Source organism: Paraburkholderia sp. RL17-368-BIF-A, assembly GCF_046054045.1.
GTDB classification, from domain to species: Bacteria; Pseudomonadota; Gammaproteobacteria; order Burkholderiales; family Burkholderiaceae; genus Paraburkholderia; species Paraburkholderia graminis.
The window spans coordinates 285,371-301,386 of sequence record NZ_JARESN010000002.1; the positions used below are offsets into that span (position 1 = coordinate 285,371).

Annotated in this window: 13 protein-coding genes; 10 read left to right on the top strand and 3 right to left on the bottom strand. The window is 62.3% G+C overall.

What is annotated here, in order from left to right:
* Positions 1-44 precede the first annotated feature (44 nt).
* The 7 genes from P0D87_RS04415 to P0D87_RS04445 all read left to right on the top strand — a co-directional run bounded on the left by P0D87_RS04415 (position 45) and on the right by P0D87_RS04445 (position 10,103).
* The gene (locus P0D87_RS04415) at positions 45-431 is read left to right on the top strand and encodes a response regulator transcription factor (protein ID WP_029965773.1); all 387 of its coding nucleotides are present in this window, start codon (positions 45-47) and stop codon (positions 429-431) included.
* Between the two features lie 177 nt (positions 432-608).
* Positions 609-1,874, top strand: a complete 1,266-nt coding sequence (locus P0D87_RS04420) for an efflux RND transporter periplasmic adaptor subunit (protein WP_006046778.1) — start codon at positions 609-611, stop codon at positions 1,872-1,874.
* 12 nt (positions 1,875-1,886) lie between these two features.
* Complete coding sequence (locus tag P0D87_RS04425) at positions 1,887-5,132, top strand: efflux RND transporter permease subunit (protein ID WP_053859236.1); 3,246 nt, start codon at positions 1,887-1,889, stop codon at positions 5,130-5,132.
* 1 nt (position 5,133) lies between these two features.
* Complete coding sequence (locus P0D87_RS04430; RefSeq protein ID WP_053859235.1) at positions 5,134-6,609, top strand: efflux transporter outer membrane subunit; 1,476 nt, start codon at positions 5,134-5,136, stop codon at positions 6,607-6,609.
* A complete protein-coding gene (locus tag P0D87_RS04435; protein WP_053859234.1) occupies positions 6,606-7,895 on the top strand; it encodes a paraquat-inducible protein A in 1,290 nt (429 codons plus the stop codon). Before P0D87_RS04430 ends, P0D87_RS04435 begins: the two co-directional genes overlap by 4 nt.
* Positions 7,870-9,489, top strand: coding sequence for a PqiB family protein (locus tag P0D87_RS04440; protein ID WP_006046782.1), 1,620 nt, complete (start codon positions 7,870-7,872; stop codon positions 9,487-9,489). Before P0D87_RS04435 ends, P0D87_RS04440 begins: the two co-directional genes overlap by 26 nt.
* On the top strand, positions 9,486-10,103 hold the full coding sequence (locus tag P0D87_RS04445; protein ID WP_006046783.1) for a PqiC family protein: 618 nt from the start codon (positions 9,486-9,488) through the stop codon (positions 10,101-10,103). The genes P0D87_RS04440 and P0D87_RS04445 overlap by 4 nt, the downstream gene beginning before the upstream one ends.
* Before the next feature lie 173 nt (positions 10,104-10,276).
* On the opposite strand, the gene P0D87_RS04450 is transcribed toward P0D87_RS04445, so the two are convergent.
* Together P0D87_RS04450 and P0D87_RS04455 are read right to left on the bottom strand one after the other, a co-directional pair.
* Positions 10,277-11,200: a DUF2950 domain-containing protein gene (locus P0D87_RS04450; RefSeq protein WP_053859233.1), complete on the bottom strand. Its 924-nt coding sequence runs from the start codon at positions 11,198-11,200 to the stop codon at positions 10,277-10,279.
* A gap of 12 nt (positions 11,201-11,212) precedes the next feature.
* Positions 11,213-12,640 carry a DUF3300 domain-containing protein gene (locus P0D87_RS04455; RefSeq protein ID WP_053859232.1) on the bottom strand — a complete coding sequence of 476 codons (1,428 nt, stop codon included), beginning with the start codon at positions 12,638-12,640 and terminating at the stop codon, positions 11,213-11,215.
* Between the two features lie 360 nt (positions 12,641-13,000).
* Here P0D87_RS04455 and P0D87_RS04460 point away from each other — a divergent pair, with 360 nt between their 5' ends.
* The 3 genes from P0D87_RS04460 (at position 13,001) to P0D87_RS04470 (ending at position 15,379) form a co-directional block, all read left to right on the top strand.
* Positions 13,001-14,020: a hypothetical protein gene (locus tag P0D87_RS04460; protein WP_006046786.1), complete on the top strand. Its 1,020-nt coding sequence runs from the start codon at positions 13,001-13,003 to the stop codon at positions 14,018-14,020.
* A gap of 29 nt (positions 14,021-14,049) precedes the next feature.
* Positions 14,050-14,406 (top strand): DUF2964 family protein, encoded by a 357-nt coding sequence (locus P0D87_RS04465; protein WP_321175862.1) that lies wholly within the window; start codon positions 14,050-14,052, stop codon positions 14,404-14,406.
* 139 nt (positions 14,407-14,545) lie between these two features.
* On the top strand, positions 14,546-15,379 hold the full coding sequence (locus P0D87_RS04470; RefSeq protein ID WP_006046788.1) for a class II glutamine amidotransferase: 834 nt from the start codon (positions 14,546-14,548) through the stop codon (positions 15,377-15,379).
* A gap of 38 nt (positions 15,380-15,417) precedes the next feature.
* On the opposite strand, the gene P0D87_RS04475 is transcribed toward P0D87_RS04470, so the two are convergent.
* A complete protein-coding gene (locus tag P0D87_RS04475) occupies positions 15,418-15,771 on the bottom strand; it encodes a BON domain-containing protein (protein WP_053859231.1) in 354 nt (117 codons plus the stop codon).
* Between the last annotated feature and the right edge of the window lie 245 nt (positions 15,772-16,016).

Here is a 16,016-nt window from a genome sequence, read left to right on the forward strand (position 1 = left end):
CAATCGCCTTTTTGCCGCACCGTCTGAAAGGTCCGACACACCATATGGGTAATGCCACACCAACAACGGCCGTGGTCGACGATGAAGAGTCGGTCGGAAGGGCGATCAAGCGCCTGCTGAGGTCGGTTGGCATGGAGGCCGAGGTCTTCACCACAGGGGAACAGTTCCTCGACAGGCTGTCGTCGGTTCCGTCATTCCGTCCTGGCTGCGCGGTTCTCGACGTTCAGATGCCCGGCATCAGCGGACTCGATGTGCAGCGCCGGCTGGCGGGAAGTCTGATTCGCGTCGTCATCATAACGGCTCACGACGATGCCGCCGTGCGGGAGCAGGTTCTGGCCGCAGGCGCAGTCGGCTATTTGCGCAAACCATTCAACGGTTCGGTCCTGATCCGCACGGTCCAGATGGCGCTGGGCATTCCGCTCACGCCCTGACGCCGCTGTTGCCGCGTCTGCTACGCAGAGGCGCACGCGCCGCGATATGAGACCAAAGTCCCATTGCCCTGCCTTTGCGCGATGACCAAACTGGAATTCCCGCAGCCGTCAGCCGCGCTGACGCCATCCGGAGAATACGGTGATAAAGACCCCGGACGCATTTAGCCGGAGCATGCGATGAATACTGCCTCCGTTACCTGCTTGCTGCCAGGGCTGCCGGTGCGTCTTTCTCGAGCGCTGACGGGCACGCCCGACGATGCTGGGCCTATCCGGCATTCGCAGTCGACACTGCGGCAGTTGCTGATCCCGTTGCTGATGTCGATGCTGGCTCTTGCGCTGCTCGCGCTCGTCGCGGGCTGCGGCAAGAGCGAGGCATTGCCGCAACCCAGTGCGCCCGAAGTCACTGTGATGACGGTGACGCCGCGCGACACGCCTGTGCAGTTTGAATTCACCGCGCAGACAGAGAGCTCGCGCGAAGTTCAGATACGCGCGCGGGTCGACGGCTTTCTCGACCGGCGCGCGTACGTCGAGGGCTCGCTGGTGAAGACCGGGCAGACCATGTTTCTGATGGACCCGAAGCCGTTCGAGGCCGCGCTGCGTACCGCAAAAGGTCAACTGGCGCAGCAGCAGGCGCGGCACCAGGTGGCAAAGGCCAATCTGGCGCGCGTGCAACCGCTGGTGGCGCAGAACGCGTTGAGCAAAAAAGATCTCGACGACGCGGTCGGCGGCGAAGCGCAAGCCGCGGCAGCGGTCATCGCCGCCAAAGGCGAAGTGGACACCGCGAATCTGAACCTCAGCTATACGACGATCAAATCGCCGCTGACCGGCCTGTCGAGCTTCGCGCGGCAACAGGATGGCAGCTACGTCACGGCGACGCAATCGGGATTGCTGACGACCGTCTATCAGTTGGATCCGATGTGGGTCAACTTCAGCATCTCCGAGAATGAAATGCTGAGATACCGCGATCAGATTGCCACCGGACGTCTGCGCTTCCCTCCAAATAACGGCTTCACGGTGTCGCTGGTCCTGGCCGACGGCGGGGTGTATCCGGAGCAAGGCTCCATCGACTTTGCCAATCCTGCTTTCAGCACGGAGACGGGAACCTTCCTCGTGCGGGCCGTGTTCGACAATGCGAAGTCCGTCCTGCGTCCCGGACAATTCGTGCGCGCGCGCGTGGCCGGCGCGATCCGGCCCAACGCGATTCTCGTGCCTCAGCGCGCGGTGCTGCAAGGCTCGAAGAGCCACTTTCTGTGGGTCGTGGACAACGAATCGAAGGGCCATCAGCGGGTCGTCGAAGTCGGTGAATGGCAAGGTGACGACTGGTTCATCACAGACGGACTGAAGGCCGGCGAGCGTGTCGTCGTCGACGGCGCGATCCGCGTGACGGCCGGCGTGCCGCTAAAAATCGTCCAGCGGCCGACAAGCGCCGGCGGCACGCAATAAAGGACGGCAACGATGAGTATTTCCCACTACTGCATCGACCGGCCGATCTTCGCGTCCGTGATCTCCATCGTCATCACGCTGGGAGGCGCGTTGACGATGTTCTCATTGCCCGTCGCCCAGTATCCGGATATCACGCCGCCGCAGATCACGATCTCCGCGACCTATCCGGGAGCGAGCGCCGATGTCGTCGCGAACAATGTGGCCGCACCGATCGAGCAGCAGGTGAACGGCGCGGACAACATGATTTACATGAACTCGTCGAGTTCGTCGACCGGCAATCTGACCATTAACGCGTTCTTCGAAATCGGCACCAATCCGCAACTCGCGCAGGTCGACGTACAGAACCGCGTGAACCTGGCACTGCCGCAGCTGCCGCAGTCGGTTCAGGCGCAGGGCGTCCAGGTGCAGAAGAAGTCGTCGGCATTCATGATGGTCATCGCCATCTATTCGCCGGACCAGCGCTTTAACAGCACGTATATCGCGAACTACGCGAACATCTATGTGCTCGATGCACTGAAGCGCATTCCCGGCGCCAACCAGTCGAGCATCTTCGGTACGCCTGACTACGCGATGCGAGTGTGGCTAAAGCCCGACCGCATGGCGCAGCTCGCCATCACGGCGACCGATGTGCAAACCGCGGTGCAGAACCAGAACCAGCAGTTCGCGGTCGGCCGCATCGGGCAGTCGCCTACGGGATCGCCCGTCGAACAGTCGTTCGCGGTGACGACGAGCGGCCGTCTCGCCGAGCCGGCGCAGTTCGAAAACATCATCCTGCGCGCGGCCAGCGAAGGTTCGGCGATCGTGCGGCTGAAGGACGTAGGCAGGGCCGAACTCGGGCAAAAAGACTATTCGATCCGCAGCCGTTTCCAGGGCAAGCCCGCCACGATCATCGCGGTTTATCAGCAACCCGGCGCAAACGCGCTCGATGTGTCGAAGCAGGTGCGTGCGAGTCTTGCGGAACTCAGCAAGTCGTTCCCGGAGGGCATCAAATACGACATCGCGATGGACACCACGGAGTTCACGCGAGCGTCCATCTCCGACGTGATCCACACGTTCTTCGAAGCGCTGGTGCTGGTCGTGATCGTCGTGTACATCTTCCTGCAAAGCCTTCGCGCGACGCTCATCCCGGTGCTGGCAGTGCCGATTTCGATTGTCGGGACGTGCATGGGCATGGCGCTGCTGGGTTTCTCGATCAACATGCTCACGCTCTTCGGGATGGTGCTCGCGATCGGCATCGTGGTTGACGACGCGATCGTGGTGATCGAGAACGTCGAGCGCAACATGACGGTCCACAAGCTCCCTCCGAAAGAAGCTGCCAAGGCGGCGATGGACGAGGTTGCGGGACCGGTCATTGCGATCGTGCTCGTGTTGTGCGCGGTGTTCGTGCCAGTGGCGTTCGTGAGCGGAATCACCGGTCAGTTATACAAGCAGTTCGCTATCACGATTGCGATCTCGGTGGTCATCTCCGGTCTCGTGGCACTGACCTTGTCGCCGGCGCTGGCCGCGGTGCTGCTCAAGAGTACGCACAAGGAGAAGAAGGGTTTTTTCCGCTGGTTCGAGAATGCGTTCGCGCGAATGACAAGCGGCTATTCGCGCGCGATCCAGTTCATCATCAAGCGCTTCGTACTAGGCTTGCTGATCTTTTTGGGCATGATCGCGCTGACCGTGGTGATCGTTAAAGCCATTCCGGGTGCGTTCCTGCCGCCCGAGGACCAGGGCTATCTGCTCGGCGCGGTCCAGTTGCCCGATGCCGCGAGCCTGGATCGCACGGCCTCCGTATCCGACCAGGTTACCGAGTACTTCATGAAGCAGGAGGCGGTCGGCAGCATCACCACGGTCGACGGTTACAGCTTGCTGGATGTGCAGAACAAGAATAACGCCAGCACCTTTTTCGTCGGCCTGAAGGGTTTCGACGAGCGCTACACGCGCGCGAACCGCAGCACGCAAAACGCAAAAGCGGTGCTGACGGACGCTTACCGGACCTTGTCGAAAGTGACGGCCGGGCTCGTCATTCCGGTCAATCCGCCATCCATTCCAGGCCTCGGCACAACGGGCGGAACCGAAGTCTGGATACAGAGCAAGGGCGACGCGACGATTGATCAGCTCGCCGGCGTCGTTCAGCAATTCATCGAACAGGCGCGCAAGCGCCCCGAACTTTCGCGCGTCACGACGACGTTCAACGCTTCGTCGCAGCAGTTGCTGGTCGAGGTGGACCGTGAGAGGGCGCAGACGCTCGGCGTGCCGATTGAAGACATTTACAGCTCCATGCAGACGATGTTCGGCTCCCTCTATGTCTCGCAATTCAACCGCTCCAGCCGGCTGTGGCAGGTCATCTTGCAGGCTGATCCGGTGTACCGCCTCAGGCCTCAGGATCTGGATCAGATCTTCGTGCGCGGCAAGAGCGGATCGATGATTCCTCTGAGGGCGGTCGCGACTTACCGATACGTCACGGGTCCGGATCTGCTGACCCGTTTCAACAATTTCCCAGCGGTTCTGGTCACGGCGAATGCGGCACCCGGCTACAGCTCGGGCCAGGTGATCAGCACGCTGGAAGAACTCGCCGCGCAGATGCCCGCCGGCTACGGCGTAGCATGGAGCGGTGAGGCTTATGAAGCACGCAAGTCCGGCGGGACCTCCGGCGCGGTGTTCATCTTCGGCCTGATCATGGTGTTCCTGATCCTCGCCGCCCAGTACGAAAAGTGGTCGCTGCCGGTCGGCGTGCTGATGGCGGTTCCATTTGCGCTATTCGGGGCATTCCTCGCGATCATGATGCGCGGCCTCGAAAACGACATCTATTTCCAGATCGGTCTCACGATGCTGGTCGCGCTCGCGGCGAAGAATGCGATTCTCATCTTCGAGTTCGCGGTGATCAACCGGGAGGCGGGCGCGTCGGTCCTGGATGCGACCGTGCGCGCGTCCGAAGAGCGGCTGCGCCCGATCGTCATGACCTCGCTCGCGTTCATTCTCGGCTGCGTTCCGCTCGCCATCGCGGTGGGCGCGTCGGCGAACAGCCGGCATTCGATCGGCACCGGGGTAATCGGCGGAATGCTCGGCGCAACCGTTATCGCGGTGTTCTTCATCCCAATGTTCTATTACGTGCTCGAATCGTGGTCGTCACGCAAGAGCGGACCGAAGACCAAGCCGGGGGCGGACGCCGGCACTCCGGTGCCGGTGACGCCTGTGGTGCCCGTGGTGCCCGCTGCGGGCGGTCCCGGTGCGCCCAACGCCACGCCTTCAGCCAGGCACGAGGACGACTGACATGCGTGGACCGGCATTCGAGCGCCTGCTCGCGGTTCTTGTGCTGACCAGCCTCTACGGCTGTCTGCTCGGGCCGAACTACGAGCGGCCAAAAACCGAGGTGCCGGCCACGTTCCGCTTCAGCATGGAACAAACCGCCGAGACCGCGAACACCGTCTGGTGGGAGCAGTTTCAGGACCCCGTTCTGAACGAACTGATCGCCGCGGCGCTCGCCGATAACCTGGACGTCAAGATCGCCGCTGCGCGCGTCGAAGAATTTCGCGGTCAGTTCGTGACGACTCGCTCCGGGCTCTTTCCGCAAGTGGGAGCCAACTTCGATGCGTCGCGCCAGCGCGCGTCGCAGAGCGGCGCGGTGCCGCTGCCGGCCGGTGTCGGCGCCGTCTATAACCAGGTCGATGCGAGTGTGTCGGCGTCGTGGGAAATCGATCTGTTCGGCAAAATCAGGCGTCAAAGCGAAGCCGCGCGCGCGAATCTCCTCGCCAGCGAAGAGGGCCGCCGCGGGACGATTCTTTCTCTCGTGGCTTCCGTCGCTTCGTCCTACATCAATCTGCGCAGCCTCGACAAACAGTTGGACATTGCCAAAGCGACCGTGCAGAGCCGCGCCGACTCGGTCAACGTATTCACGTTGCGCTTCAAGGGCGGCGAGGTATCGCAACTGGAACTGGCGCAGAGCCAGTCCGAATATCAGGCGGCCCGCGCGACGCTTCCGCAACTCGAAGCGCAGATTGCAGTGCAGGAGGATGCGCTCGCCGTGCTGCTGGGACGCAATCCCGAACCGATCGTGCGCGGCCACGATCTCGATGCGCTGGCCGCGCCGACAATCCCGTCCGGTCTGCCGTCCGATCTGCTCGAACGCCGCCCCGATCTGCTGCAGGCCGAGCAGAATCTGGTCGCACAGAATGCGCTGATCGGCGCAGCGCGTGCGCTGTATTTCCCGTCGATCTCGCTGACCGGGCTGTTCGGCTCGCTCAGCACCGACTTCGCCAGCCTGTTTTCCGGACCCGCGCGCATATGGTCGTTCGCCGGTGCGGTGTCGTTGCCGATCTTCACGGCCGGCAATATCGAAGGGCAAGTGCATCAGGCGGAGGCACGGCAACAGGAAGCGCTTTTCGCCTACCGAAAGGCGATTCAGGTCGCGTTCCAGGAAGTCTCCGATGCGCTCATCAACCTGCAAAAGTCGGGCGAACAACTGAGCGTGCAGGGCGACCAGGTGAACGCGCTCGCCATGTACGCACACCTCGCGCGGCTGCGCTACGAAGGCGGATATACGAGTTACATCGAGGTGCTCGACGCCGAGCGGAGTCTCTTCAACGCGCAGTTGAGCTACACGCAGACGCAGGGCGTCCAGTTGACGTCGTTCGTGAATCTGTACAAGGCAATGGGCGGCGGCTGGGTTATCAAGGCACAGGAACTGACGCAGCCGCCCGCCGTCCAGCAGCCGATAGCGGGCGCGCCGACAGCCGAGGCCCAACGATGACGCGCGCCACTCTTCTCGCCTGTCACGAATGCGACCTGCTGCAACGGGATGCAGGTGTTCCCGAAGGCGGCGTGCTCCGGTGCCGGCGCTGTCATGGCGAGCTTTACCGCAATCGGGCTGACTGGCTCGGCCGCGCGTTCGCGCTCTCGTTAGGCGCGACCGTTTTGCTCGTGATCGCCAACTCGTTTCCGATCGTGGGGCTCTCGGTGAACGGCACGCTGGTCAACACCACGCTGATCGGCTCGGTCCGCGTGCTGTACAGGGACGGAATGTGGCCGATCGCCGGGCTCGTTTTCGCCACCACCATTCTCACGCCCATCCTGCACATTGCGACGGTGCTGTGGTTGCTCGTGCCGTTGCGTTTGAATCGCGTGCCGTGGGCCGCCGGCGTTGTGTTCCGGCTGTCCCGTCTGGTTCAGCCGTGGGGCATGATCGAGGTGCTGATCCTTGGACTGCTGGTCGCGCTCGTCAAGCTTTCCCACATTGCCAGCGTCGTTCCGGGCATCGGCCTGTGGTCGTTCGGCGCGCTCACGCTGACGCTCGCCGCGGTGGGCGCGGCCTTCGATCCACGCAGCCTGTGGCTGCGCATCGGCGCGCTGGAGCAGGGCGGCAGCAACGCGTCCGGCGAGCGTTCCGTGCTGCGCGGCTGGCTGAGCGCGGCCGAGTGCGGGCTGGTGCAATGTCACGACTGCGGCCTGCTTGCGAGGGCGCCCGCCCATGCGCACGAGCTGTCGTGTCCGCGCTGCGGAGCCTCGGTGCATCGTCGCAAGCAGGACAGCCTCGCGCGCACCTGGGCGTTTCTGTTCGCTGCAATGGTGCTGTACGTTCCCGCCAACGTGCTGCCGGTCATGTACACGAGTTCGCTTTTCGGGGCCGCGAAAGACACCATCATGAGCGGCGTCGTTTATCTCTGGACGTCGGGCTCGTGGTTGCTCGCGCTCGTGGTGTTCATCGCGAGCATCGCGGTGCCGATGCTGAAGATACTGGCGATCGCGTTTCTCTCACTCTCGATACAGTTTCATTCGCGCTGGAATCCCGAACAGCGCGCGCGCATCTATCGGGTGGTCGAACTGGTCGGACGGTGGTCGATGCTCGATATCTACGTCATCACCATGCTGGTCGCTCTTGTCCAGTTCAAGGCGCTGGCCACGATCCAGGCAGGACCGGCCGCCGTCGCGTTCGGCGCGGTCGTCGTACTGACCATGTTCGCCGCCATGTCGTTAGACCCGCGTCTGATCTGGGACGAGGCCACGCAAGATCATGCCGGAATCCGGAAACACACCTGAGCTGCCGGATCTTCCGGAGGCCGTGGCTGCGCCGCGCGCACGCTGGCGGCTGCAAGTCGTATGGCTCGTGCCGATCGTCGCCGTGCTGATCGGCGGATGGCTGGCCGTGAAGGCGGTTCTCGACGAGGGGCCGAAGATTGCCATCACATTCATCACTGGCGAAGGGCTGGAGGCGGGCAAGACCAGGATCAAATACCGCGACGTCGATATCGGCGTCGTCAAGGAAGTCAGTTTGTCGAGAGACCACAAGCATGTGATCGCGACCGCCGAGGTCGTGAAGGATGCGTCCGATCTGCTCGTGGACGACACGCGTTTCTGGGTCGTGCGCCCGCGCATTTCCGGCGGCACGGTATCGGGCCTTGGCACGCTGCTCTCCGGTTCGTTCGTCGGAATGGATGCGGGAGGTTCGCCCAAGGCGCGCCAGCAATTCACCGGGCTCGAGACGCCGCCCGTCATCGCAAGCGATATTCCAGGGCGCGCTTTCGTGCTCAAAAGCAAGGACATGGGCTCGGTGGATGCCGGCACGCCGATCTTTTACCGCAGGTTGCAGGTGGGACAGATCACATCCTTCGCTCTCGATCCGGATGGCAGAAGCGTGACCTTGCACGTGTTCGTCAATGCACCGTACGACAAGTTCGTGAGACCCGATACGCGCTTCTGGCATGCGAGCGGCGTGGACATTGCATTGGACACCAATGGCGTGAAGATCAACACGCAATCGCTCGTGTCGATCCTGGTGGGCGGCGTCGCTTTCGACACGCTCGAGCATTCGCTTAACGAGCCGCCGGCCGCGGCCGGCGCATCATTCACGTTGTTCGAGAACCTCGGCGAAGCCATGAAGCGGCAAGACCGCATTGTCACCCGGTTCGTCGCCGAGTTCGACGACTCGGTGCGTGGATTGACGGTCGGCGCGCCGCTCGATTTTCGCGGCATCACGATCGGCGAGGTGAGCGGCATCTATACGCGGTTCGACCGCGAGGCGAGAAAGCTCAGTATCGTGGTGGAGGTCGCCTTCTATCCCGAACGCTTCACGAACCGTTATGAGAGTGGACCGACGGGCGGACCAGTGGTGAAGAACACGCGCGATTTCGCCGATTACCTCGTTTCCAAAGGCCTGCGCCTGCAATTGAGAACCGGCAATCTGCTGACCGGGCAGCGTTACCTCGCAGTGGACTTCTTCCCCGATGCCCCGAAGAGCAAAATAGACTGGAACAAAAATCCACCTCAATACCCGACCGTTCCCAACACGCTGCAGTCGCTACAGGATTCCATGTCGCGGCTCGTGGCGAAACTGAACACCATTCCGTTCGAGGCGATCGGCAAGAACGCGCAAGCAACCCTGCAAAGCGCGAATTCGCTGCTTACGCATGTCGACAAGGACGTGGTTCCGTCAGCGAGAGACGCGTTGACCGCAGCGCAGGGAACCATGACTTCCGCGAACGGCGCGCTGCAGCCGGACTCGGCGCTGCAACAGAATGTCGGCGACGCGATGAATCAGCTCGCGCAAACGGCGGCCGCCGTGCGCACGCTCGCGGATTACCTCGAGCGCCACCCCGAGGCGCTGGTGCGCGGCAAGCGGGAGGAACAGCCATGAGACGCGGGCCTTTGTTTATCGTCGCGATGTTAGCCGCACTAATCGTGCTGCCGGTGCTCGCAGGCTCGCTGCTCGGCGCGTGCGGCAGGTCGGCTACGGCGAGCTTCTACACGCTCGGCCCTGACCGCACGCTCGGGCCGCTTACGCCGGCTACGCCGGTGAACGTGGTGGTGAGTCCGGTCACCGTGCCGGACATACTGGACAGGCCGCAGATCGTGACGCGCCTCGGTAGTAACCAGGTGACGCTCGACGAGTTTGCCCGCTGGGGGCAGCCGCTCAAGGGCGGCATCGCGCGTGCGGTCGCCGGCAACCTGGCGACGCTGCTCGGATCTCAACGGGCGTCGATCTTCGATACCGGTCTGGACGCAACGCGTACGTGGCGCGTGCGGGTGGACGTGATGCGTTTCGATGCAATGCTGGGCGAATCGGTCACGATCGAGGCGCTGTGGACTGTGCTGCCCCCGGGCAAAGCCGTGCCCCTTGCCGGAAAGTCGCTTGTGCGTGAGGAGATGAGCACGCCGGGTTACGAGGCTCTGGTGTCGGCCAGCGACCGGGCGCTCGGCGGCGTGAGCCGCGAGATTGCTGCGGCCATTCAGACGAGCGCGCCTCAATAGGAAATGCGTCGGCCTGGTGTGCTGTGCATTCACGAGCGTTGCAGCGAACAGAAGCCGGCAATGCGTCGCCACTCTGCAGGGCGGCGGCGCCAGTCACGCGACGTATCGCGCAATTTGCTCGACAGAGCGGGGCCTGACGATTGTGGCGGCCGAACGCCAGGTCCGGCTGATTATCAACGCTGTGGCTGCACTTCTGCCCAGCCGGGTCCGGGATCGAACGACGTCATCGCCTTCGCTTTGGCCGCGCTGTCCGGACCCAGGTCACGCTCGTAGACCTGGCCCGCATGACTGACCATGAAACTTTTGATACCCGTGTCGCCGTATCGCACGGGCCACGCGACGACAGCAAAGCCGCCATAGAGCTTGCCATGCGCGAGATAGTCGTAAGCACCGCCTGGTGCGTGCGGTCCTTGCGAGGTCAGCAGCCTGTATTGGTAGCCGTGATAACCGGCATCCGCTGACTGACGCGCGCGCGCCTGAATGAACGCGGGTCCCAACGGGCTGGCCGGCGTGTTTGCCTGCGTCGGCCAGTAGAGGCCGTCCTGTCTTCCGGGCGAACTCGCGAGCTTCGACGCATAGGAAAGCAGGCCGTCGCCATCGTGGTCCGTGAGCGCGTAGTCATGCTGAGCGTCATAGATAGCAAGCATCGTCTGGATGACGGCAAGTTCGTTGCGGCCGATCCGGCGTTCCCGCATTTCTTCGGCGCCCGCGTTCATGTCGAACTGCCATCCTGTTGTCCGCTTCACGAGTGGGATGGGAAAAGTCCAGTTGTCGGTGCCGACCGCAATGCGCGCATGACGATCGTCGATCTGCTGCACTGTATGCGACTGAGCCCATTCATCGAGAAAGCGGCTGCGGATCTGGGCGCCGACGGGTGGAATGAGCGTGCGGAAGTTCTGACCCAGAATGGATTGCAGTGCCGTCTCTTCGTTGCGGCTGACCGCTTCGCCCAATGCGTTCATCGCGGCATCGGGAGAACGAAAGTCTTGCTCCGCATGCGCCGAGGGCAATCCGCCCAGAGCCATTGCACATGCAAACGTGAAGATGCGCAATGCGCTGTTTGCGGTGCGCCGCCGGATTCGTGACATCGATGACATGTTGTGGTCTCCCTAACGTCTTCCACCGCGTCCACCGCCCGCGCGCATGCCACCTCCGCCTCCGCCTCCGCCGCTCGGGCGGCTGAAGTTCGAGCTTTGCATGCTGGAACGCCCGCGATCGGCGCTGCGCTGAGTTGCGCCGCCCGCGCCTACGCCCTGGAAGGCATTGTCGCGCCCTCCGCCGGCAGCACCGCCTGCGCTGCCTGCGCCTACGCCGCCGCCTGTGCCGCCTGCGCGGTCGCTGGCGCGGGACACTTCGCCGGTACTCGGGCGGTTCGAGACGCCGCCGCGATCGCCTGCGCTCGACCTGTCCGCTGTTCCTCCGCGATTGCCTGCATTCGACCTGTCGGCTACCGAATCACGATTACCCGCATTCGATCTGTCCGCCGCCGAATCGCGATTGCCCGCATTCGAGCGGTCGCCGGTTCGGCCTCGATCGCCTGCGTTCGCACGGTCGGCAGTATTGGCACGTGCGCCGTTGCCGGAGTCGCGGCCGCGAAAGTCGTTACGCCCCTCGGCCCCACCGACGTTGCGCGAATACTTGTCGCGAGTGGCATTGTCGCGATACGCGACGCCCTGGCGATGGCTGCCGTCGTGCTGCCAGCGTCCGCCGCCCTGGACCTTGGTGCGATCGAAGTTGCGGTCGATGTTGGCGGCCTTGTTGACGTTGATGTTGACGTCGCCGCCTCCCCAGTTGCAATTACCGAAGATCGCACCGGCGGCCGCCAGCCCGACGCCCCATGCGAAGCCGGTCATCAGCGCGCCGCCCGGATAGTAGGCTGGGTAGGGCGGCCAGTAGGTCGGCGGATAAGTCGGGTAGCTCCACGAGCCGTAGACCACAGTCGGGTTATACGCGGGTACGTAAATGACCTGTGGGTTCGAAGGCTCGATTTTGACAATGGTTTGCCCACCGGCGGGCGCCTGCTCCACCACGACGTTCTGCTGTTCGTTCGACTTCAGGTTGCCCGATTCCTTGGCGCGGGCGCGGAGTCTCTGAACGGCATCGAGTACGTCTTTCTGCTGTGCCAGGAATGCGTCGCCGAGTTTCTGCGTCCAGTCGAGCTTGTCGTTCATCGGCTCGAGAATTTGCGGGAAGGCAACCATCGATTTAACGCTGACATCCCACGGCTGATTCTCGACGGCTTTCACGGCGGCGTCGCCCTTGACTTTCGGATTGGATTTGACCCAGCGCGCCGCGTGCACGATCTCGAGCGGATACGTGGAGGCCATGAGCACCTGCGACAGCACCGAGTCCGGATAGAGAGCGATCGGCGCGACCAGCGCCTCTATTTCTTCGGGCTTGAATGGCTGCGTTGGCGGTGCAGCGTCGTTTTGCGCATGCGCGATACCTGTCGTCATGGCGACGCTCAGGGCGACGGTCAGGGCGACCAGTGACCACCGGCATAGCGCCGTGCTCCATCGTTGATTCCACAGGAACATGGCCGCTCCTTCGGGATGGTAAGAAGGTGTCCGAAATAATCGGGCCGGTTGTGAACGACGGTGAATTGCAGATACTATGCTGAACACGAAATAGTGCTTAATACAATCTTAGAACATCCCCGGGATGTTGGAACCTTAATGCCGATATCATTTGCCGATTTCATGCGGCAGATCGCGAAGTTTTATTCACCGCGAGCCGCTACGCTTCGTTAATCGATGCGGCGCTCGGGGCAATTGCGAGAGCGTGACACGGTCGCCATTCATTCATCGAATGGCTTCGCGGGCGATTGGCGGATTTTTCATGACGATGTCTGAAATGTACCGCCGGCCCGAGAGGTGCCGATACGAACTGGAGTGCGTATGCGCAGCACAGCCATGAAGTCGGCTTCAAACCAGTTGCGCGCGCGGCGCCACCGTGCGAACAGTAGGGCGATAACGTGCGCGGGTATCGTCCTGATTGTGATCTCCTTGCAGTCCCGCGCGCAGGTCGCGCCGGATGCGCTGTCGAGCCGCGCCGTTGTAGGCGGTAACGTGAAACGGCACGCAGATGCGGTACTCGCCGTCATGAGCTACACGACAGTACCCGATGTGACCACCAGTTCGCTTTCGATCAATAGCGGCACCACTGGCAATCCCGGATTCGGCCAGACACAACTGGGCGGTGGCTTCACGCTCAGCAAGTCATTTCCTTTGTATCTGGAAGGCACGCTGGCGTATAGCCGCTACGATCCGACATTCGTCGCCACGGATGGCGCGCAACAGCGGCCGTTGCCGACGCGCTGGAACACGTTCAGCACGACGGCGGGCATCGGGTGGGACTTCCACATCACAGACGAGCTGGTTTTTCGGCCGATACTGAACGGCACCATCGGGCGCGTTTCGAGCGATCTGAGGGTAGGGCAGACGGTTATCAATCGCGTCACGGACAGCAATCTGCAGTTTCTCGACAACGGCTCACTCGACGCATACGGCTATGGCGGCTCGCTCATGCTCGATTACGAGCACTATCGGGAGAACTATGAAATCGACGTCGAACTGCGTGCGACCGATATCTATCTTCGCAGTTTCGGTGGCTCGTCCGAGGCGGTGCAGGGTTCGGCGACCGCGCAGCAGTTCAGCCTGTGGGCCCGCTGGCGCGCGCCTACCGGTTGGCACGCGCTGGACCGGCCGGTGCGCTACGTGCTCGAAACTGCCTATTCGCACTATTTCGGGGACAGCGCGGGCGTACTGGGATTCAACGACCTGACGTCATTGGGTGTGGGACTTGAACTCGATAGCAGCAGGTATCCCGTTGTCATCACCCGCACACGGTTGATCGCAAGGTATGTCTTCGGGCACAACGTGCACGGCGTTTCGATCGGCTTCGCTGTGAGTTTTTAACGTAGCGGGCGGCGAGAAGAATGCGACTCATGTCTTCCTGCCACCGCTGCACGGCCCTCGCGTTGAACGGCGCTGGTTTTCTTCGGCACGTATACGACCAGTTCTGGAAAACATGGCCCCGCCGCACTAATATGTTTAGAGAACCAGCGCTGATTGCCGAGGTCGTGATGAAAAAATCGGAAAGACGGGTTGCGATCGCATTGGTCGGCGTCGCTATCTGGCTGGCTGGTCTCTATGCGACCATCACTGGCTTGCTGTACGACCGCCAACCCGAATTCCGCTATGGCGTACTCGCGGTTTTTCTGGGTATCGCGATCGCGGTGATTGCGCTCAACCTGATATCCGTTCCAGGCCTCTCCAGCAAAAAGAAACCGGTCTCACGATAGCCCTGTGCGTGCTGCGGACCAGCTTCTCACCCGAGTGGCGCGGGCGGTATGTTCTTTCCCTTCTTGATGACGTTCTGGATAGCGTTCCGCTGCAACTGGCTGGCGGAATCAACGCGTATCCGATACACGGAGACATCTCATGTGCCGCTGGCTCGCTTATTCCGGCAATCCCCTTCAGCTTGAAACCGTGCTTTTCAACGCGAAGCATTCGCTGATCGATCAAAGCCTTCATTCGCGTCTCGGCCACACGACCACCAATGGCGACGGTTTCGGGATCGGCTGGTACGGCCATCCGACCGACATTCCGTTTCGCTACCGCTGCATTCAGCCGGCATGGAGCGACCGCAACCTGCGCGAAGCGGCGCGGGCAATCCACGCGCCGATGTTCATGGCGCACATCCGGGCCGCGACCGACACGCCGTCACAGGAGACCAACTGTCATCCGTTTCGTCATGGCCGCTGGCTGTTCGCGCACAACGGTGTCGTGCGCAAGTATCCGGCCGTGCGCCGCGACCTGATGGTCGCGATTGCGCCCGAACTGTTCGCTTCTATCGAGGGCTCGACCGACTCGGAAGTGCTGTTCTTCCTCGCGCTAACCTTTGGTCTGGAACTCGCGCCCGTCACTGCGCTCGAGAGGATGGTCGCGTTCGTCGAAGAAACGGGCCGCCGCCACGGCGTTGAAGAGCCGCTGAACATGACCGTCTGTGCAACCGACGGCGAGCAGATTATCGCTGTGCGTTATTCGAGCGAACGGCAGTCCCGCACGTTGTTTCACAATACGTCGTTCCGTCAAATGCACGAGTTGTATCCCGACGATCCGCGCATTGCGATGGCCGGGCAGGACGCGTTTCTGGTCGTGTCGGAGCCGCTCGCCGATTTGCCGGGCTGGTGGCAGGAGATTCCGGAGAGCACGGCGGTGGTGGCGCGCGGCGGCGAGGTCGAGCGGTTTGCATTCGAGCCCCGAGCGGCTTGAGGATCGTCGCAAGCGCCACGCTTGTCCACGGCGAAGCGTTAATACCCTCTCGTGTAAAGCGAGAGATGGTTGCTCACCGACGTTACACCCGGCACGCTCATCGCGACCTCTGCTGCCTGCTCGATCTGAGGACCGTCCGGCACGCTTCCTGATAATGTCACGACACCGCCACGCGCCTTGACGAATACGTTCGATACGTTGAAGTTGGGCGCTCTGGACAACGCCTTGCGAACGTCGCGGGCCAGCTTCTTGTCCGCCTGCGTGGCACTGCCTGAACCTGCGCCGGGACTCGACGCCACCGGCATGGCGTTGGCGGTTTGCGCATGGACGTTTGGCATTAACGCGACACATCCCGCGAAGACAAAACAACTCACGGCGTGCGGTGTTTTCATGATTGCCTCTCCTGTTGATTCCGACGTTCGTGAATCAAAGATAGCCAACGTTGCGCGCCGATCAAATGTCATTCTGCAAATAACTACGCAGCTTGAAAGGCGCCACGCGGCCCAGTTTTTAAACCAGCCCCGCGAAGTGTAGGACCAAGGTCCTATTGGCCTGGTATATCGGCTGGTTAAGCTTGTAAAGAGCGAGCGGATGGACCGATGAGCTGCCAAGTACTCACAGGTGCCATGCGAGCCTG